Genomic DNA, 19,066 nt, shown 5'->3' on the forward strand with positions numbered 1-19,066 from the left:
CATGCTGCTCGCCTCCGTCACGCGCACCGGCCGCTTCGTCCGGATGTCGTCCGCCCCCCAAGGCAGCTTCGAGCCCGTCGCCGGCGCGAGGATCCCGCTCACCGGCGTGGTCACGCGCGGCGACGGCGTCGCTTGCCGCTTCACGTCGCTCGACTGGCTCGTCGAGGAGTTCCGCATGAAGCTCGGCTTCGTGCCGCACCCGGGCACGCTGAACCTGCACATGTCCGGCCCGCGCTGGCGCGCTGCGCGCCAGCGACTCGCAGCCGCATCGGGCATCGCGATCACGTCGCCCACGGGCTTTTGCGGCGCGCGATGCTTCCGCGTCCGGCTCGCCGGGCGGATCGACGGTGCGCTGGTGCTGCCGGACGTCGCCCACTACCCATCGCACAAATTCGAGATCGTCGCGCCGGTGCCGGTGCGCGCGACGCTCGGCCTTGGCGACGGCGACCGCGTCGCGCTGCGGCTCGAGCTTACCTGCAGCACAGTCCCGCTGCGCGTTGGCGCGAGCGGCGACGCACGCACCGCTTCGCGCACGGAGATCGCGCGGCTCGTCGGAGGAGAACGGTCATGACAATGAAATTCTGTCCGGAATGCCGGACGCCGCTTGCGCTCGCCAAGGTACATGGACGCGAACGGGAAAGCTGTCCGGCCTGCGGCTACGTCGCGTTCCACAAGCCGGCGCCGGTCGTGCTCGCGATCATCGACCACGCCGACCATCTCGTGATGATCCGTCGCGGGCTCGCGCCGCTGGCCGGCTACTGGGCGCCGCCCGGCGGCTACGTCGAGCTCGGCGAGTCGCTGGAGGACGCGGTCATCCGCGAGGCGCGCGAAGAAACCGGCCTTGACGTCGTCGTCGACGGTTTCGTCGGCGCGTACTCGCAGACCGGCGCACGCGCGCTGATCCTCGCGTATCGCGCGCATTCGATCGGCGGGCACCCGGTCGCCAGCGACGACGCGGCCGAGCTGCGCCTCGTCGCGCCGGGCCAGCTGCCGCTGCAGCGTTCCCCCGAAGGCGCGCCGCTCCTCGACCGCTGGTTCTTCGACGTCATCGAGGACGTCACCGCACCGTGGAAGTGGGGCCGGCGCCCCGCCGCGCGCTCGGTCGCCGGGAGATGACGATGACCGCACCGCCGACCGGGCCGCCCGCCTGACCGACGCGCCGCCACGGCGCTTCCCCGACTCTCGTTGATACCTGCCTGCATGCCGCGCGAGCGGTGTGCACGGTGCCGCATTGCCTCGCCCAACCGAAGGAAGATCCTCATGGCATTTTTCGACGAAGCTACCGAAACCCTGCCGCGCGACAAGCTCGAAGCGCTGCAGCTGCAAAAACTGCGCGCGATGCTCGCCGAGCTGTGGCAGCGCAACCGGTTCTACACGGCGAAATGGACGGCTGCGGGGGTGGACCCGCGCGACGTCGGCACGCTCGCCGACCTCGCGCAGCTGCCCTTCACGACGAAGTCCGAGCTGATGGAGGCGCAGCAGGCAGCGAACGGGTCGTTCGGCACGACCCTGACGTACCCGCCCGACGCTTACGTGCGGCTGCACCAGACCTCGGGCACGACCGGCGTGCCGCTGAAAGTGCTCGACACCGCGCAATCCTGGGACTGGTTCGGACGCTGCTGGGCGCACGTCTTCGCCGGCGCGGGCGTCGGTCCGGCCGACCGCGTGTTCCTGGCGTTCTCGTTCGGCCCGTTCATCGGCTTCTGGTCCGCGGTCGAAGGGGCCCACAAAGTCGGCGCGACGCTGATCCCCGGCGGCGGGCGCGACTCGCTGCAGCGGCTCGAGCTGATGCGCGACACGGGCGCGACGGTGCTGTGCTGCACGCCGACCTACGCGCTGCGGCTCGCCGAAGTCGGGCGCGAATCGGGCTTCGACCTCGCGTCGATCCCGCTGCGCGCGACGATTCATGCCGGCGAGCCGGGCGCGAATATCCCGGCGACGAAGCAGCGCATCGAGTCGGCGTGGTCGGCGAAGTGCTTCGACCACGCCGGCGCTTCGGAGATCGGCGCGCATTCGTTCGAATGCGAGCATCAGCCGGGCGGCACGCATCTGGTCGAGAGCGAATTCATCGCCGAAGTCATCGATCCGGCCACCGGCGCGCCGGTCGCGCCGGGCCAGCGCGGCGAGCTCGTGCTGACGAACCTCGGCCGCTGGGGTTTCCCCGTGCTGCGTTACCGCACCGGCGACCTGGTCGAGGTCAACCACGCCCCTTGCGCGTGCGGCCGCAGCTTCCTGCGTTTCGAAGGCGGCATCCTCGGCCGCGCCGACGACATGGTCACGGTGCGCGGCGTCAACGTCTATCCGTCCGGCGTCGAGAACATCATCCGCAAATTCACCGAAGTCGACGAATTCCGCATCCACGTGCGCCGCGAGCACGCGCTCGACGAGATGGACGTCGAGATCGAGCTGTGCGAAGGTGCCGACGCATGCATCGTGCATTCGATCGCCGAAAAACTCGATTCGCTCCTCGCCTTCCGGCCGCGCGTCCACCACGTCGGCCGCAACGCGCTGCCACGCTTCGACATGAAAGCGCGGCGCTTCCATGTCAGCCGCGAGGGGTGACGACGGCGCCGGGACGCATCACCTGCGCGCTCCCCGGCAGGCGTGTGGCTGCGGGGCAGCTGAAGGTGTTACCGCTGCGGCCGGGACGGGCCGGCAAGCCCGTCCCGGCCGCAGCATTGCAGTGAGCAGAGCAATAAAACATCAAGGAGGAGACTTATGAGGATGAACAAAGTCGGCGTTGCGATCGCGCTGTCGGCCCTCGTTGCGACCAGTGCGAGCGCGAAGGAAGGCGGCGATCAGTATCCCCACGGCAGCGAGAACTGGCTCGCTGGCGCGCTGCCGCCGCCGGGCGATTATTTTCTGAACTACTTCGGCTATTACGACGGCGACCTGCGCGACGGCGACGGCGACAAGGTGCCCGGCGCTTCCGTCACCGCGTGGTTCGACGCGCTGCGCTGGGTCAAGGTCACGAACCAGCAGATCCTCGGCGGCAACTGGGCGATGCACGCGATCCTGCCGGTCGTGCACCAGGAACTGGAGCTTGGCGCCGGCGGCAAGACGGTCAGCGGGCTCGGCGACATCGTGTTTTCACCGTTCGTCGTCGCGTGGCATTCCGGCAACTGGCATTGGGTCGCTGCGCTCGACTTCTACGCGCCGACCGGCAAGTACAAGTCCGGCGAGCCGCGGAAGAGCATCGGCGCGCACTACTGGAGCGTCGAACCGGTATTCGCCGCGACCTGGCTGTCGGAGAGCGGCTGGGAAGTGTCGGCCAAGTTCATGTACAACATCAAGGCGAAGAACAAGGACTTCCGGCCCGCGCCGGGCGCGCCGAAGATGGACTACGAGTCCGGCGACGAACTTCACATCGACTACCTCGTCGGCAAGCGCTTCGGGCCGTGGGGGGCTGGTCTGTCGGGCTACTACGTGAAGCAGACCACCGACGACGAGCTCGACGGCCGCAAGATCCCCGCGGCGATCGGCCCGTGGTCCGCAGGGCGCCGCGGCGAAGTGTTCGCGATCGGCCCGAGCATCAGCTACACGACGAAAGGCGGCACGCTGCTCGTCGCGCAGTGGCAGCACGAAACCGAAGCCGAGAATCGCTTCCGCGGCGACAAGGCGTGGTTCAAGCTCGTGACGCCGTTCTGAGCCAGGCTGCGGCGCGCGCGGAAATTGCGCGTCGCGCCGCCGTCTCGTGTGCGGGCAGGCTTTCAGCCGGTGCCGTTCGCCCCCGGCAGATCGGCCGGGCGGCCTTGATCGGGCTGCCGGTAGTCACACACGCCGTGCGGAAAGATCTGCTCGAGTCGCGCCCGGTAGGGACGCATGTCGACCGGTTCGTAGAGCCCGGCATCGAGCGCCTCGCCGACCGTCTGCAGCGCACACTTGAAATGATCGCCGCGTATCGTGTCGCCCGCGACGATGCGCGGCGTGTCATAGATCGGATAGGCGCGCATGCACGACCCGCGCGGACGCCCGTTCCATTCACCGTCCCATACCCGATCGCCGCTGAACATCGTCCTCCCCCGCGCATCGATGCAACGATCGCTCGCGGCCGCCGGGCGCAGCGCGGACCACGACTGCTCGGGACGCGCGCGTTTGGCGGCGAGCCATCGCTCGATCGCGGCAAAGGCTGCCGGAGTCGGATCGTGCTTCCTGTCGCTGACCCAGATCGCCTGGTTTCCCGCGTCTCCCTGGGCCGCAAGCAGCCGGGCGCGCACCGAAAAGGACGCTGACGCATGATGCATGTCCAGCACCGGTTCCAGATAGTGGCGCACGTCGATGACCGGAATGTCGAGCCGCCCGAGAAAGACCTGCCCCGAGCGATACGCCGCCGCCATTGCCATGCGGTCGCCTTCGAAGCGCGGCGCCGGCGCATCGCGCGTCGTGCCGCGATTCATGTTGTGCGCGCTCCACGGCGAGAAATCGTCCAGATCGCTGGCGGCTCCGCGCAGGATCCAGAAACGCTCGCGCTTCATCTCGGCGACGGGCTTCCAGCTGCCGACACGGGCATTGAGGCGCAGGAACTGCTCGGCATCGATCTGCCCGCGCTGCAGCGCCCGCAGGCCGTACTGGACGCCCACGTTGTCCCACGGAATGCGCGCATAGCCGTGCGCATCGGTGCCGTAGAAGTCCTTCAGATCCTCGAAATGGCTCCACTGCACGCGCCGGAACACGCGCCTCGCGACCCGGTCTTCGATCAACGCAAAGCGCGGGTTCAGCACCAGCGGCGTCAGCCCGCGCCAGCCGACCACGCATTCGGTCTGACCCTCCGGGTCCGCCACCCGACGCTCGCCGGCCAGCAGCGCAAGCCGGGTCGTCGTCGCGATGGCTCTTGCCTTGCCCTCGCCCTGGTACTCGTTGCGGGCATTGAGACCTTCGACCCACTGCCGGTTTTCGGCCTCGTGCCACAGCGGATTGCGGCGGTCGGTCCTGTCGAAGTAAAACTCCAGCAGTTCGCAGTCGAACGCCCAGATGGTCTGGGTGACCATGTCGGGATACGAATACTGCGCGATCGCCGCATCGATCAGGCCGGGACGGTTCTGCGCGAGCAGATACTGCTGGATCGCCCCCCCGGACCCGCCCACGCCGATCGTGTACTCCGGTTCGCCGTACAGCGCGACGAACTGGCGCTTTACGCGCAACGCGGTGTCTTCGGCCAGCCAGATGTTGTAATGGGTGGACGTCGTCGTACCGGTCGACGCGACGACCGCATAGCCCTGCGCCAGCTGCTCGCGCCGCCCTTCGAGGACCCTCGACGGCTTGACCCGGCCTTGCCGGTGCCCGATGCCGACGCCACCGGAAAACTGATAGATCAGGCGACCGTTCCAGTGCGCAGCACTCGGGGCAGCGAGAGTTTCGTGAGGCCCTTTCAGCGCCGCAATGACGTAGATGAAACGGTTGATCGTGCCCATTTCGACGCGCACGATGAACGGCACCTGCCTACCGTTGATGCTGACGCTGTCGACGTCGCGCACCGCCTCCGACCACCGCTCGAATTTTTCCTTGTCCCGCGGCTTGTAGTAATACCACGCCCGGGTGCGCGCGAGACAGTCCTGGCTGTAGCCGATCGGTGCCGGGTTCGCAAAGACCGTCGCGGCTTTCGAGACGACCGGTGTGCCGACTCCGGCCTGATTGTCCACCAGCGGCTGGCCCAGGCCGGAAGTTTCGGTATCGCAAACAAACGGATACTGGCGCGGGCCGGCAAACAGGGCTTCGCTCGGCCCGACTTCACCGAGCCTTATCGGAAACGGGAACGTCTCGGCAGGGCGCTGCAACCGCGACGGGTGCGGTCCGTCGTACGGTGCGGTGGGCGCTTTCGCATCGAAGCCGGTCGGCAGGCCGACGACGATCGGGCTTTGCGCCTTCGGCGGCGCGGAGGAGCCGGCGGGCAGCGTGGCCATCAGCAGCAAGCTCAACCAGACCCATTTTTTCGCCGGCATATTCCCCCCTATCCGAGTGAATCGATCAGGACCGGCCCCCGTTCTTTACGTATTCGCGGGTCACTTGCGCGGTATCGTCGTCTGTCTCCGGATCCGGGTCCTTGCTCGGGTCGGGCACCGGGTCGGGCTCCGGTGCCGGGTCGGGCTGCGGACCCGGCACCGGGGGTGTAGGCGTATGCATGATCCCTCCGTCAGCAAGTCGACAATCGCTCGCCGTCGCGCGCGGCGTCGGCTTCGACCTGCCGCCGTCACGCCTTCCAATATTAGGACACGCCGGTCGCAGCCGCTTTTCCACGTGTAAAGCCGGGCTGCGGGCGCGATCGCTCGCCCGTTGGAGAACGCGTCGACAGATCCAAAAATTCGATATCTCCAATCCGGTCGATCGAATTTACAAACCCTACCCTGCGCTTTAACTTACTCCTGACCCCCGGCAGATCGGGGACTTGTAAAGCGCGGGACGAGTACGACGGAAACCTCCGCCGTACGAACCTGAAGACTGCGCGACGCTCGAGGGGTGGGGGTTATGGAGGCAGCGAAACCGGTCGCAGCAGGCGCAGCGTGGAACAGAGGACCACGTCTGACTCGCACCGTACCGCCCGTGGGAGCCGAGCCGGTGAGAGCCAAATCATGATGCTCATGCGCCGCTGGTCGGTGCGCCGCGCCTCGTCGCTGGCGCGTGTCTACCGCGCGGTGCTGGCCGTCATGCCGGTCGCGCGGGCAGGCCTGCGCTTCGTGGGCCGACGGCCCGCGGAACGGCTGCTCGGGCCGGTTGAACGCGCCGCCAAGGCTTTCCTCTTCGATTGCCGCATGTGCGGCCAGTGCGTCCTGTCATCGACCGGCATGGCCTGCCCGATGAACTGCAGCAAACAGATGCGAAACGGCCCGTGCGGCGGAGTGCGTCCGGACGGCGGCTGCGAAGTGGTGCCGGGAATGCGCTGCGTGTGGCTCGAGGCGATCGACGGGGCGAGGCGTATCGCCTGCGGGCAACGCCCCGCCGCGACACGGCTGGCACCCCTTGATCACCGCCATCGTGGCAAGTCCACATGGATACAGGTGATCGCGGTCGACATGCCGGACGCGCCCGTGCCAGCTGCGCCCGAAGCGCGGCCTGTACCGCAGCAAGGCTCGTTCGAGCGCGCCTGCGCCTCCGGCCGCTTCGTCGTCACGGTCGAAGTCGGCCCGCCCGACTCCGCCGACCCCGCCGCGCTGCTGCAGCGCGCGGCCCGTTTCCGGGGACTCGTCGACGCGATCAACATTACCGACGGCGCGGGCGGTAACTGCCACATGTCGAGCGTCGCTGCATCCGCGTTGCTGGTTGCTGACGGCATGACGCCGATCTACCAGGTGACGTGCCGGGACCGCAATCGCATCGCGATTCAAGGCGATATCCTCGGCGCTGCGGCACTCGGGGTACGCAACATCCTGTGTCTCACTGGCGACGACGTCAGTCAGGGTGACCAGCCCGAAGCGAAGCCGGTGTTCGACCTCGACGCAGTGTCCCTGCTGGGCACCGCGTGCGGCATGCGCGACGGCGGCACATTCGCGTCCGGCCGCCGGCTCGACACGCCGCCGGATCTCTTCGTCGGCGCGACCGCGAACCCGTTCGTGCCGCCGCACCGCGAGCGCATCATCAACCTCGAGAAGAAGATCGACGCAGGCGCGCAGTTCATCCAGACGCAGTTCTGCTTCGACCTCGACCTGCTCGAAGACTTCATGCGCGAAGTACGCGCCCGCGAGCTGCATCGGCGCGCCCGCATCATCGTCGGCGTCGGCACGCTCGGGTCGGCCCGCGCGCTGCAGTGGATGGCCGCGCACGTGCCCGGCGTGTACGTCCCGGAAGCGACGCTGCGGCGCATCGCCGCGGCCCGCGACCAGAAGGAGGAAGGCCGACGCGTGTGCCTCGAAACCATCCGCGCGCTGACGCAGATCGACGGCGTCGCGGGCGTGCACCTGATGGGCCACAAGAACGAGGACGTGCTGGCGGACATCATCGTCGCTTCGGGCCTGCGCCGCCGGCCCGCTCTGCAAGTCCATTGAAATCCCGTGTCGATTGAGGAGGAAACCCGGATGAACGCGATGACCGATCAGGAAACGCTGCTCGTGGAGTGGCTCGCCGACATGAACGAGGACGACGCGCTCGAGCTCGCGAAGAAGATGCTGTTCGACGAGAAGGCGGACCCGCTGCGCGTGCTCGAGCTTTGCCGCATGGCGATGGACGAGGTCGGCAGGCGCTTTGAGCAGGGCGAGTACTTCCTGCCCGAGCTGGTACTCGCCGGCGAGATGCTCGAGACCATCGGCGCGCTGGCCAAGCCGTTGATCAGCGAGGACGGCGAAGGTGCGCAGAAGCTCGGCCGCGTGCTGCTCGGCACGGTGCACGGCGACCTGCACGACATCGGCAAGAACATCGTCGGCTTCATGCTCGACATCAACGGCTTCGAAGTGAAGGACATCGGCATCGATGTGCCGGTCGCCGAGTTCCTCGCCGCGATCCGGGAGTTCGATCCGCAGGTCGTCGCGCTGAGCGGCTTTCTGACGCTCGCGTTCGACTCGATGAAGGAGACGATCGAGGCGATCGAGCGGGCGGGCCTGCGCGAAGGCCGCAAGATCATGATCGGCGGCGGGCAGATCGACAACACGGTGTGCGCGTACACCCGGGCCGACGCGTTCGGCGTCAACGCCGTCGATGCGGTGACGCTGAGCAAGAGCTGGATCGCGGTCGCCGCGTGATCACGCTTGGTAGCGAGAGGAATTCCAGATGCCCTGCACGCGCAACCTCGACGTGCTGAAAGCCGCAGACGGCCTGGCCGAAGGATCGGTGAGCCGCAGCCGGCTGCGACGCGAAGTCCTCGGCCTCGCGCGCGACGAACGGCTCGTAGAGGCCGCCTACAGCTACCACATCGTTGCGCTCGACGCGCCGCCGGGGGAGTGGCTGCACGCGGGCGGTGAGGCTTTCCACGCGCCGTGGCTGCTGCCCGAATCGGGACGGCTGACCGCACTGGCCTGCGCGAGCTGCACCATCGGCGCGGGCATCGAGAGGCGCGTCGCGAGCCTCATCGCCGCGCGCCAGGCGTCGCGTGCGTTGGCGCTCGACGAGCTCGGCAACGAACTGCTGTTCGAAGTCGCCCGCATCGCCCAGGACCGCATGCTCGCCGACGCGAGGCGCCGGGCGCTCACGATGGCCGGCGAATTGCGCCCCGGCGACCCGGGCCTCGCGCTCGACGCCCAGGCCGCCGTGCTGCGGCTCGCGGATGCCGCCGCGATCGGCATCGAGCTCAACGCCGGCCTGCTGATGCGCCCGCACAAGTCGACGTCGATGGTGCTCGGCGTCGGCATCGACCTGCCGCCGGTATCGTGGTCGCGCTGCCAGCACTGCCGCTCCCGCGCGCGCTGCCGGCACGGCGCGGCGGCGGCTGCGGCCGCCTGATCCGGACGAAAACGCTGCGGAGCCTCCATGACCAGTCGTGACAAACCGTTCGCGCGGGCACTGACGCTGAACTTCCCGCAGCTCGGCCGCGCCATTGCCGCGAGCGGCGACGAGACGGTCCTCCAGAGCGCCCGGCGCCACGGCGTTCGCATCGTCGGCGCGTGCGGCGGCCGTGGCACGTGCGGCGCGTGCATGGTGCACATCCGTGACGGCGAGATCGAAGCCGACCATGCCGATCCCGCCGCCCCGTCGCCCGCCGCGCCGGCAAACCGGAAGAAATGGGTCCGCGCCTGCCGGGTTCGCGCTCGCAGCGACTGCACGGTCGAAGTCGCGCCGCGCTCGCTCGCACCGGTCGCGCGCGCGGACGTCGCGGGCGACGGCGATGCCGACCGCCTGCGCCTCGACGCGGCGGTCGCGAGCCGCGAGGTGCACCTCGCCGAAGCGACGCTCACCGACAACGTCGCTGACATCGACCGCGTGATCCGCGCGCTCGCCGTGCCCATCGACGCGCCCGGCACGCCGTCGATCGGCACGGTCGACCTGGTCGCCGCGCGGCAGCTGCCGCAGACGCTTCGCGACGCCGCCTGGTCGCTGCGCCTGTGCCTGAGAGGCTCCGAGCTGATCGACGTCGCCCCGCCGGGCAGCCGCGTGCTCGGGCTCGCTGTGGACCTCGGCACGACCAATGCGGCCGGCTTCCTCGTCGATCTGCAAAGCGGCGCGCAGCTCGCCAGCTTCGGGCTCGAAAACCCGCAGGTCGCGTGGGGCGCAGACCTGGTCAGCCGTATCGATTACGCCGTCAGTGGGCCAGCGGGGGCGGCTGACGAACTGCGCATCGCGGCGGTGGCCGCGATCAACGCGCTCGCTCACGACTTGTGCGCCGCCAGCGGTGCGAAAGCGACTGAAATCGTCGACGTCGTCGTCTGCGGCAACACCGCGATGCATCACCTGCTGCTCGGGCTGCCCGTGCGGCAACTCGGCCGCGCGCCGTTCGTCGCGGCGGTGCGCGACGCGATGGACGTCAAGGCGCGCGAGTTCGGCCTCGGCGTGAGCCCCGGCGCGTATGTCCACGTCACGCCGAACGTCGGCGGCTTCGTCGGCGGCGATCATGTCGCCGCGCTGCTCGCGACCGAAAGCCACTGGCGCGACGCCGCGACGAGTCTCGTGATGGACATCGGCACGAACACCGAGATCTCGCTGATCCACGACGGCGTCTTCCTGTCCGCGTCGAGCCCGTCGGGGCCGGCGCTCGAAGGCGGCCACATCTCGTGCGGCATGCGCGCCGCCGCGGGCGCGATCGAGCAGGTCGGGCTCGACGACGGCCATGTCACGGTGCGCACGATCGGCGGCAAGACACCGGTCGGGCTGTGCGGCTCGGGCGTGCTCGACGCGCTGGCGACGCTGTATCGAGCCGGCATCGTCGATCGCCGCGGGCGCATCCAGGCGCCGCACCGCGACGTCGGCGCACAGGACGGCGAGCGCTTCGCGGTGCTCGCCCCCGGCGTCCATTTCACCCAGGCCGACGTGCGCGCGGTGCAGCTCGCGAAAGCGGCGATCCGCACCGCCGTCGACCTGCTGCTCGCCGACGCCGGGGTTGAGGCGCCGGCGATCGGGCGCTTCATCATCGCCGGCGCTTTCGGCGCGTACATCGACATCGACAGCGCGGTTGCAATCGGCATGTTCCCGGACCTGCCGCGCGAACGTTTCGTGCAGGTCGGCAACGCGGCCGGCGCCGGCGTGCGGCAGATGCTCGCCAGCACGGCGGCACGCAGCCGCGCACGGCAGCTCGCCGCCGGCTGCCGCTATGTCGAGATGAGCACGCGCGCGCAGTTCCAGCGGGCGTTCATCCACAACCTCGGATTCCACTGAAGCACACACGGAGGAAAGATCGTGACGACAGGCAACAGCTTCGACATCCGGATCATCGGCGAGCGCATCAACCCCGGCTTCAAGAGCACGCGGGCGCTGTTCGACAACAGCGACATTCCCGGCATCCAGGCATTGGCCATCAGGCAGGTCGAGGCCGGAGCGGTGTACCTGAACGTCAATGTCGGCTCGCAGGCGATGACCGACCGCCCGTTCCTGACCGACGTGGTTCGAGCGATCCAGGACGTCGTGGACGTGCCGCTGTCCTTCGACGTACCGAACACGGAGCTTTTCGAACTGTGCCTGGACACCTACGACCGCGACGCAGCGGGCGGCGAGCTGCCGATCGTCAATTCCATCACCGAGCACCGCTGGGACGCGATGGACCTGTACCGCGAGCATCCGTTCAAGGTCATGGTCATGGCCTCGGAGAGCGTCGTCGATGGCGTCGCGAAGAACAACAAGACCGCCGAGGACATCGCCTCGACAGCGCGGCGCGCGGCGCTGCGTCTGCGCGACGACTGTGGCATGCCGATGGACCACATCTACATCGACCTGTCGGTCAGCGCGATCATCGCCGACACTGAAGGACTCAACCGCGCCACGCTCGACGCGGTGCGGCTGATCGGCAGCGACCCGGAGCTCGAAGGCCTGCACATGACCGGCGGGCTGTCCAACATTGGCCAGCAGTTGCCGGCCAAAGCTGCCGACGGTTCCGACCTCAAGCACAAGCTGGAGAACGCCTTCCTCACGCTCGCCGTGCCTTTCGGCTTCGACACCGTGCTCGGCACTCCGTGGCGTGGCTACGAGCCGCTGCCCGAGGACGACTACGTACTGACGACCTACCGCCACTTTCTCGACCAGAAAGGCAGCCAGGCGCTGCGCGCGGTGCGCAAGTTCTACAAGGCGTGACGCGATGCCGGCCGAAACCATCATTGTCGACAGCTACTTCGACGGCGAGCGCCACCACGAGCATGGCCCGTATGGCTTCCTGATTGCCGACGGGCGAATCGCCGCGATCCTGCCGGCAGCGCAGCTCGCGCTCGTCGCGCCCCCAACCGCAGCGCCGCAACGCGCGGCGTTCCTGATGCCGGGCCTCGTCGACGCCCACGTGCACCTGTTCCTCGACGGCACGCAACTCGACGCGACGCGGCGTGCCGACTACTTGAAGGCGCCGCTCGAGGAGATGCTCGCGGTGGCGACGCACAACGCGGCGGCGACGCTCGCGTGCGGCATCACGACGGTGCGCGACGCGGGAGACCGCTTCGGCATCAACCACCGCCTGCGGGCAGCGGCCGCGGAACGGGGCGCCACCCTGCCGGCAGTACGCTCCGCCGGCCTCGGGCTGAAGCGCCCGAAGCGCTATGGCGCATTCATGGGTCGGGATGTCGCGGACAGCGACGAGATCGTCGCGGCGGTGCAGGAGCTTGCCGCCGACTGCGACGACATCAAGCTGATCCTCACCGGCATCATCGATTTCGACGCCGGCCGCGTCGCGGGCGAGCCGCAGTTCGACCTGGAGTCGGCGTCGCTGGTCGTACGCACCGCACACGCGCTCGGCAAACGCGTATTCGCGCACTGCAGCGGCACGACCGGCCTCGACGTCGCGATCGCGGCGAAAGTGGATTCGATCGAGCACGGTTTCTTCATGACCTGCGACAGGGTCCGGGCGATGGCCGACCGCGGCATCGCGTGGACGCCGACTTTCGCGCCGGTGCATTTCCAGTGGGCGCGCCCCGAAGTCGCCGGCTGGTCGCCGCAGACGGTCGACAACATCGCCCGCATCCTCGACGAGCATGCGGAAAACCTCGTGCGCGCCGACGCAGCGGGTGTCACGCTGCTGTGCGGCTCCGACGCCGGAAGCCATGGTGTCGGCCATGGTACCGGGCTGCTCGATGAACTGCAGTGGCTGCACGAAGCCGGGCTGTCGGTCACGACGGTGCTGCGTGCGGCGACCAGCGCTGCGCGGCGTCACTGGGGCGAGCCGGCGCTGCTCGCCGAGGGCGCAGCGTTCGATGCGGTGCTGCTCGAGGCGTCGCCATTCGAGCGGTTCGCCGCGCTGCGCGAGCCGCTGGCGGTATTCCGCAGCGGCTCATGTCACGCATCCCGGCCGGATGGGACGCTGCGTCCGTTGGCAACGGGGCGCACCGGGCGGGACCGGGTCCCGCCCGCCGCCGCTACTGCATGAGCATCGCCTTCGCGTCCGCGAGCAGCTTGTCGCCGTCGTAGCCTTTGGCCGTGACCTCCTTGACCCATTCGAGGGCGACGCCCTCGGACGCCTTGATCCAGTGCTGCACTTCGGCGGCTGGCACGGTGTAGAACGCGTTGTTGCGCGCTTCGGCCAGCTTGCGGTTCGGCGCTTTCGTCTCGTCCCAGATCCTGCCGATCCAGGCCGAGGTCTCGGCGCCGCTGTTCGCGTCGATCACTTTTTTCAGCTCCGGAGGCAGGCTCTCGTATTTGGCCGGGTTCATCGCCAGCACGAAAATGGTGTTGGCGATGTTCGGCAACGAAGCTTCGGTCTCGGTGTGGTACTTCACGATTTCGTCGAGCTTGAGCCCCGGCATCACCTCCCATGGCAGCAGCGCGCCGTCGATGACCCCTTTGGCAAGGCTTTCCGGAACCTGCGGAACCGGCATCGGCACCGGCGTCGAGCCCAGCGCCGCAACCAGCTTGGTCGACAGGCGGCTCGGCGCGCGCAGCTTCAGACCCGCGAAGTCCGCCATCGTCCTGACCTGCTTCTTCGTCGTGTGGATCTGCGCCCCTTCGTGGGTATGGAAGGCGAGTGGCCGCACGCCCTTGTATTCCTCGGCAGCGTACTTCGCCGCGTAGTTCCACAACGCACGGCTGGCTTTTTCGGCGGTGCTCGTCATGAACGGCAGCTCGAACACTTCGGTGACCGTGAAGCGCGCCGCCTGGTAGGTCGGCACCGTCAGGACGATGTCCGCGACGCCATCTTTCGCCTGGTCGAAAAGCTGCGTCGGCATGCCGCCCAGCTGCATCGACGGATAGATCTGGCACTTCAGCTCCCCGGCGGATTCCGCCGCGATCTTCGCGCACCACGGGCCAAGCAGCCTGGTCTGGGCGGTGGAGCTCGGCGGCAGCATATGATGGACCTTGAGTACGATTTCTGCATGTGCCGGCAAGGCGCCGGCCATTGCCCCTGCTGCGAGCACCGGTAATAGAAGCGCGCGTGTTTTCATGCTTTGGGTCTCCCGGAATCAGTCGGATTGGCAGCCGACGGCGACGTGATAGCGACCTCGCGGAGGCACGAGGGACGGTGAAGGCGCGGTGGCTCGATCCGTCTGCCCGAGCCTTGGGCGAAGCCGCACTCCGGCTTTGGTGAGGAACGGGTGTGCGCACTCAGCCCGCATACTTGCGGGCGGCGGCGAACATCGCGCGGACGTTATCGACCGGCGCCTCGTCGGGCAGGCCGAACGCACAGTCGAGAATCAGCTTGCCGCCCTTGTGAAACACGTTTTCGGCAAGATGGCGCACTGCGGCGTCGACCTCGGCGGGCGTCCCGGTGGTCATCATCGACGGCGACAAATTACCGCGCAGCGCCACCACGTCGCCGAGCACCTCGAACGCCTTGACCAGGTCGGTGCGCTCGAACCAGTAGATGCACTTGCCCGCCGGGATGTCCTTGATGATCTCGAGCCGCTTCGTGCAATCGGCTTCCCAAAGCGGCATCGGGATCAGCCCGGCGTCGATCAGGCCGACCAGCAGGCGACGGAACGACGGCCACCAGAACGTCTCGAACTGCTTCGGCGACATGAACGCGTCGGGCGCCCAATGCACCGGGATGAAGACGACGGGATTGCCGGAAGCGCGCGCCGCCGAGACGATCTGTTTCAGCAGGAACACCGCAACTTTGTCCAGCAGGGTCAGCAGCTGGTCCTTTTTGCGGTATAGGTCTTTCATCATGCCGGTCGCGCCGCGAAAGTAGTCGGCGATGAAGTCATACGGCGCGATGCCTGTTGTACCGTTCGTGCAAGGGTAGCCGAGCGTCGCCAGGCGGTCGGTGAACGCGATATGGTGCTGCGCGAAGCGCTCGGCCTCTTCAGCGGCCCGGATGACTTTTTCGAGCGCCTCGCGTACCCGCGACTTCGCGAACGGGCGGATGCCGCCGAGCAGGCGGAAGTAGTACAACCCGGGAAGATAAGGCAGATCCTCGAAGCCCTCGAACGCCGAGGCGACACGCGGCAGGTAGGTGTGCAGATAATAGCCGGTCGGATCGAAGATGAAGTCTTCGTACTCGTCGGCTTTCATGTATTCGCGGTCGAGATACTGGAACGGCTGGTCGTCGCCGACGCCGTGCCCCGGCCACTGCAGCTGCTTGAAACCGATGGCGTCGAGCGACGGGCCGGCAGTCGCCGTGAGCAGCAGCGGACTGACGACGTCGGGGTCGAATTCCAGCACCGCGCGCTCGCCGATCTCGCGCGTCTTTTCGTAGTCGTACATCAGCTCGCGGCACGTGATGCCGGCGTAACGGGCGAGCCAGAACGTCGAGTAGAAAGCTACGGGCATGCGATCCGGCTGCTTCAGCGCGACGCAATCGATGATGCGCTGCCAGCGCGTGTCGAAAGCGGAGGGGGCGGTGGCGGCCACGGCCGGACTCTTGACGAGCGTTTCGCAGATGGCATTCATCGTATGCATTTCCTTCCTGGAACATGAGGGCATCGGGAAAGACGCGCCGACTTGCTGATCGGCCTTGCGGGGGCAGCACATGCCTCGTTCCGATATCCGGCAGGCGACCGTGACGGGCTGTCGCGGAGTCAATTTCTCCCTGCAGGTGGCGGTGCAGGCAGCTGAAGGCAATATCGTGAAAGTGCTAGAGTCCGTCAATCCACTCTGATGGATTAGGAAAATCCAAAAAATGAATCTTCATTCAGTGGATCTGAACCTGCTGGTGATCTTCGATGCGATCCTGCGCCACAAGAGCGTCAAGGACGCCGGAACCGAACTCGGTCTCAGCCAGCCGGCGATGAGCTATGCGCTCGCGAAGCTGCGCACGACTTTCGACGATCCGCTGTTCTTCCGCACCGGCATCGAGATGCTGCCAACCGCGCGCGCGTCACTGCTGGCGCTGCCGATAGGCGAGGTGATCGAGAAGATAAGGAACGACGTTTTCGGCGCCGCACCGTTCGACCCGGCCCAGTCGACGCGCCGCTTCACGCTGTGCATGGCCGACATCGGCGAGAGCAACTACGTGCCGATGCTAATGAACGCGCTGCAGGTCAAGGCACCGGGCGTCAGCCTCCGAACCGTGTTCATGCCTTCGAATGCAATGAAGGAAGCGATGCTGACGGGCGAAGTGGACCTTGCGATCGGCCCGTTCACCGACCTCGAACAGGCGCAGTATTTCCAGCAGGGGCTGCTCGACTGCGGCTTCGTTTGCATCGTCCGCTCGGACAACCCGCTCGCACGAGACGAGCTGACGATGGAGCGTTTCCTCGCGGCACGTCACGTTACAGTGAGTTCCCCGGCCCGCAGCATGGTGCTGATCGAACAACACATGCACCAGCTCAGGCTCGATCTCGACGTGAAACTGCGGGTGTCGAGCTTCCTGAGCCTGCTCCACATCGTTACCCGCACCGATCTCATTGCGGTGGTTCCGGCTGAGGTCGCGCGCACGCTGAAGGAATCGGGCGGGGTCGAGGCCTTGCCACTGCCTTTCGACGCGCCGACCTTCACCATTCGCCAGTTCTGGCATCAGCGCTTTCATAACGACCCGGGCAATCGCTGGCTGCGCCGCGAAATCCACCAGTTGTTCCGCAAGCTCGAGATGGGCTGAACACCCGCTGCAGGTGCAGAATAAAAATGACCATTCGCTCGGCGCATTGCCACCGCGTCCTCGAATCGGGACGCGCTCGAGCGCAGCGCGCAATGAAAGCACGCATTTTGCAGTTGACCGATCCGCGCGCACAGGTCACCTTCTCGTCGAAGGCGGTACGACGGGCCTCGCGTAGACGCGGAGAAAGCCTCCGCGCAGGCCGTCCCGATAACCCTGGCCGCCACCCGTAATGGAAGAGAGACCACGATGCACACCGCGGATACCCGAAACGCCGGGGCGGTCGCGAGCGCCGATGAAACCGAGCAGCGGAACACCCGCCTCGTCGCTTCATGCCGGTTGCCGACCCCTTGGGCAACTTTCCGAATGCACGGCTTCGAAGAGCCGGCGACCGGGCGCGAGCACGTCGCGCTGACGCTCGGCGCGGTCGCCGACGGTCAGCCGGTTCTGACTCGCGTCCATTCAGAATGCCTCACTGGCGACGCGCTGTTCAGCCGGCGCTGCGACTGCGGCCCGCAACTCGAAGCGGCGCTCGCGGCGATCGCTGCCGAAGGGCGCGGCGTGCTGCTGTACCTGCGCCAGGAAGGCCGCGGCATCGGTTTGCTGAACAAGGTCCGCGCCTATGCGCTGCAGGACGAAGGCGCGGACACCGTCGAAGCCAACCACCTCCTCGGCTTCGACGCCGACACGCGCGATTACGCCGTCGCCGCCTCGATGCTGCGCGAACTCGACATCGCCTCGCTGCGGCTGATGACGAACAATCCGCGCAAAGTCGCCGCGCTCGAGCAGTACGGCATCACCGTCGCCGAGCGCGTGCCGCACGTCATCGAACCGAACCCGCACAACGCGAACTACCTGCGCACCAAGGCCCAGCGGCTCGGCCACCTGCTCGCCGGACACTGAGACGGCAGCGGCGCGCTGCCGCTCGTCTCACGGCTTGATCGCGATCTTCAGCACCCCGTCGCGCTGATTCGCGAAGAGATCGTAGGCGGCGACGATATCGTCGAGCGCGTAGGTGTGCGTGACGAGGGCGCCGAAATCGGCACGACCGGAGGCGACGACGTTCATCAGCCGGCGCATCCGCTCCTTGCCACCGGGGCACAGCGACGTGACGATCCTGTTGTCGCCGAGGCCGGCGTGGAACGCACCGAGCGGGATCGTCAGGTCGCTCGAATACACCCCGAGGCTCGACAGCGTGCCGCCCGGCTTCAGCACGCGCAGCGCCGACTCGAACGTCGTCTGCAGGCCGAGCGCCTCGATCGCTGCATCGACGCCGCGCCCGCCGGTGATCCTGAGGATTTCGCTGACGACATCGACTTCGCGGAAATTCAGCGTCACGTCGGCGCCCATGTTGCGCGAGATCCGCAGACGTTCGTCGACGCCATCGACGGCGATGATCAGGCTCGCGCCGCGCAGCTTCGCGCCGGCAGTCGCGCACAACCCGATCGGTCCCTGCGCGAACACCGCGACGATGTCGCCGATGCGGATGTTCGCGGCTTCGGCGCCGGCAAAACCCGTCGACATGATGTCCGGGCACATCAGCACCTGCTCGTCGGTGAGGCCGTCGGGAACCGGCGCGAGGTTCGCGATCGCGTCCGGCACGAGGACGTAGTCAGCCTGCGCGCCGTCGATCGTGTTGCCGAATCGCCAGCCCCCCATCGGCTTGTAGCCGTGGCCGACATGGCCGCCGTCCTGCGCCGGCACGCCGTCCTGGCAGCCGTAGGACGTGAAACTCGGGCAAATCGCGCCGGCGATCACGCGCTGCCCTTCGGCGTAGCCCTGCACGTTGCTGCCGAGCTGCTCGATGACGCCGACCGGCTCGTGGCCGATCGTCAGGCCGGCCGCAACCGGATATTCGCCCTTGAGGATATGGACGTCGGTGCCGCAGATCGTCGTCGTCGTGATGCGGAGCAGCGCATCGTTCGGACCGACTGCCGGAACCGGTTTATCGACGAGCTCGAGGCGACCGGGCGCTTTGAAGACGGCTGCTTTCATCGTGGTCATGGCAATGCTCCGGGGACGGTTGGAACAATGACAACAGTCTATTCC

General features: G+C 67.5%; 16 protein-coding genes. 12 read left to right on the forward strand and 4 right to left on the reverse strand.

What is annotated here, in order from left to right:
* Position 1: 1 nt before the first annotated feature.
* The 4 genes from PA01_07805 to PA01_07820 all read left to right on the forward strand — a co-directional run bounded on the left by PA01_07805 (position 2) and on the right by PA01_07820 (position 3,648).
* Positions 2 to 571 carry a CTP-dependent riboflavin kinase gene (locus PA01_07805; protein KAI5913073.1) on the forward strand — a complete coding sequence of 190 codons (570 nt, stop codon included), beginning with the start codon at positions 2 to 4 and terminating at the stop codon, positions 569 to 571.
* Positions 568 to 1,116 carry an NUDIX hydrolase gene (locus PA01_07810; protein KON81524.1) on the forward strand — a complete coding sequence of 183 codons (549 nt, stop codon included), beginning with the start codon at positions 568 to 570 and terminating at the stop codon, positions 1,114 to 1,116. Before PA01_07805 ends, PA01_07810 begins: the two co-directional genes overlap by 4 nt.
* 144 nt (positions 1,117 to 1,260) lie before the next feature.
* On the forward strand, positions 1,261 to 2,562 hold the full coding sequence (locus PA01_07815; GenBank protein KON81525.1) for an AMP-binding protein: 1,302 nt from the start codon (positions 1,261 to 1,263) through the stop codon (positions 2,560 to 2,562).
* Between the two features lie 156 nt (positions 2,563 to 2,718).
* A complete protein-coding gene (locus PA01_07820; protein KON82379.2) occupies positions 2,719 to 3,648 on the forward strand; it encodes a transporter in 930 nt (309 codons plus the stop codon).
* Between the two features lie 62 nt (positions 3,649 to 3,710).
* Here the strand turns inward: PA01_07820 and PA01_07825 are convergent, their stop codons facing one another.
* Positions 3,711 to 5,939 (reverse strand): DUF6351 family protein, encoded by a 2,229-nt coding sequence (locus PA01_07825; protein ID KON82380.2) that lies wholly within the window; start codon positions 5,937 to 5,939, stop codon positions 3,711 to 3,713.
* A gap of 627 nt (positions 5,940 to 6,566) precedes the next feature.
* On the opposite strand from PA01_07825, the gene PA01_07830 reads away from it, so the two are divergent.
* The 6 genes from PA01_07830 to PA01_18705 are packed head-to-tail and all read left to right on the forward strand — an operon-like array spanning position 6,567 to position 13,414.
* Positions 6,567 to 7,976, forward strand: coding sequence for a methylenetetrahydrofolate reductase C-terminal domain-containing protein (locus PA01_07830; GenBank protein KON82381.2), 1,410 nt, complete (start codon positions 6,567 to 6,569; stop codon positions 7,974 to 7,976).
* Between the two features lie 30 nt (positions 7,977 to 8,006).
* The gene (locus tag PA01_07835) at positions 8,007 to 8,666 is read left to right on the forward strand and encodes a cobalamin-dependent protein (GenBank protein ID KON82382.2); all 660 of its coding nucleotides are present in this window, start codon (positions 8,007 to 8,009) and stop codon (positions 8,664 to 8,666) included.
* A 28-nt stretch (positions 8,667 to 8,694) separates the two neighbouring features.
* The gene (locus PA01_07840; protein ID KON81526.1) at positions 8,695 to 9,363 is read left to right on the forward strand and encodes a hypothetical protein; all 669 of its coding nucleotides are present in this window, start codon (positions 8,695 to 8,697) and stop codon (positions 9,361 to 9,363) included.
* A gap of 27 nt (positions 9,364 to 9,390) precedes the next feature.
* Positions 9,391 to 11,229 carry an ASKHA domain-containing protein gene (locus PA01_07845; protein ID KON81527.1) on the forward strand — a complete coding sequence of 613 codons (1,839 nt, stop codon included), beginning with the start codon at positions 9,391 to 9,393 and terminating at the stop codon, positions 11,227 to 11,229.
* A 21-nt stretch (positions 11,230 to 11,250) separates the two neighbouring features.
* Positions 11,251 to 12,138, forward strand: coding sequence for a dihydropteroate synthase (locus PA01_07850; protein ID KON81528.1), 888 nt, complete (start codon positions 11,251 to 11,253; stop codon positions 12,136 to 12,138).
* Positions 12,139 to 12,142: 4 nt separating this feature from the next.
* On the forward strand, positions 12,143 to 13,414 hold the full coding sequence (locus PA01_18705; protein ID KAI5913074.1) for an amidohydrolase family protein: 1,272 nt from the start codon (positions 12,143 to 12,145) through the stop codon (positions 13,412 to 13,414).
* On the opposite strand, the gene PA01_07860 is transcribed toward PA01_18705, so the two are convergent.
* Positions 13,404 to 14,426, reverse strand: a complete 1,023-nt coding sequence (locus tag PA01_07860) for a TRAP transporter substrate-binding protein (GenBank protein ID KON81529.1) — start codon at positions 14,424 to 14,426, stop codon at positions 13,404 to 13,406. The two genes, PA01_18705 and PA01_07860, sit on opposite strands and share 11 nt — an antisense overlap.
* Before the next feature lie 160 nt (positions 14,427 to 14,586).
* Positions 14,587 to 15,873, reverse strand: a complete 1,287-nt coding sequence (locus PA01_07865) for a hypothetical protein (GenBank protein ID KON82383.1) — start codon at positions 15,871 to 15,873, stop codon at positions 14,587 to 14,589.
* A gap of 229 nt (positions 15,874 to 16,102) precedes the next feature.
* On the opposite strand from PA01_07865, the gene PA01_07870 reads away from it, so the two are divergent.
* Both PA01_07870 and ribA read left to right on the forward strand, forming a co-directional pair.
* Positions 16,103 to 17,020: a LysR family transcriptional regulator gene (locus PA01_07870; protein KON81530.1), complete on the forward strand. Its 918-nt coding sequence runs from the start codon at positions 16,103 to 16,105 to the stop codon at positions 17,018 to 17,020.
* Between the two features lie 246 nt (positions 17,021 to 17,266).
* Positions 17,267 to 17,920 carry a GTP cyclohydrolase II gene (gene ribA, locus PA01_07875; protein KON81531.1) on the forward strand — a complete coding sequence of 218 codons (654 nt, stop codon included), beginning with the start codon at positions 17,267 to 17,269 and terminating at the stop codon, positions 17,918 to 17,920.
* Between the two features lie 27 nt (positions 17,921 to 17,947).
* On the opposite strand, the gene PA01_07880 is transcribed toward ribA, so the two are convergent.
* Entirely contained in the window at positions 17,948 to 19,021 is a 1,074-nt protein-coding gene (locus tag PA01_07880) for an NAD(P)-dependent alcohol dehydrogenase (GenBank protein ID KON81532.1), read from the reverse strand.
* Positions 19,022 to 19,066 lie beyond the last annotated feature (45 nt).

The sequence above is a fragment of the Azoarcus sp. PA01 genome (genome assembly GCA_001274695.2).
Classification (GTDB): domain Bacteria; phylum Pseudomonadota; class Gammaproteobacteria; order Burkholderiales; family Rhodocyclaceae; genus Aromatoleum.

Bases quoted from the DNA above. Each gene is read 5' to 3' on its own strand.
- PA01_07815 (KON81525.1), top strand. From the start codon at position 1,261: ATGGCATTTTTCGACGAAGCTACCGAAACCCTGCCGCGCGACAAGCTC.
- PA01_07820 (KON82379.2), top strand. From the start codon at position 2,719: ATGAGGATGAACAAAGTCGGCGTTGCGATCGCGCTGTCGGCCCTCGTT.
- PA01_07860 (KON81529.1), bottom strand. From the start codon at position 14,426: ATGAAAACACGCGCGCTTCTATTACCGGTGCTCGCAGCAGGGGCAATG.
- PA01_07865 (KON82383.1), bottom strand. From the start codon at position 15,873: ATGAATGCCATCTGCGAAACGCTCGTCAAGAGTCCGGCCGTGGCCGCC.
- PA01_07840 (KON81526.1), top strand. From the start codon at position 8,695: ATGCCCTGCACGCGCAACCTCGACGTGCTGAAAGCCGCAGACGGCCTG.
- PA01_07830 (KON82381.2), top strand. From the start codon at position 6,567: ATGATGCTCATGCGCCGCTGGTCGGTGCGCCGCGCCTCGTCGCTGGCG.
- PA01_07805 (KAI5913073.1), top strand. From the start codon at position 2: ATGCTGCTCGCCTCCGTCACGCGCACCGGCCGCTTCGTCCGGATGTCG.
- PA01_07825 (KON82380.2), bottom strand. From the start codon at position 5,939: ATGCCGGCGAAAAAATGGGTCTGGTTGAGCTTGCTGCTGATGGCCACG.
- PA01_07810 (KON81524.1), top strand. From the start codon at position 568: ATGACAATGAAATTCTGTCCGGAATGCCGGACGCCGCTTGCGCTCGCC.
- PA01_07870 (KON81530.1), top strand. From the start codon at position 16,103: ATGAATCTTCATTCAGTGGATCTGAACCTGCTGGTGATCTTCGATGCG.
- PA01_07835 (KON82382.2), top strand. From the start codon at position 8,007: ATGAACGCGATGACCGATCAGGAAACGCTGCTCGTGGAGTGGCTCGCC.
- PA01_07845 (KON81527.1), top strand. From the start codon at position 9,391: ATGACCAGTCGTGACAAACCGTTCGCGCGGGCACTGACGCTGAACTTC.
- PA01_07880 (KON81532.1), bottom strand. From the start codon at position 19,021: ATGACCACGATGAAAGCAGCCGTCTTCAAAGCGCCCGGTCGCCTCGAG.
- PA01_18705 (KAI5913074.1), top strand. From the start codon at position 12,143: ATGCCGGCCGAAACCATCATTGTCGACAGCTACTTCGACGGCGAGCGC.
- ribA (KON81531.1), top strand. From the start codon at position 17,267: ATGCACACCGCGGATACCCGAAACGCCGGGGCGGTCGCGAGCGCCGAT.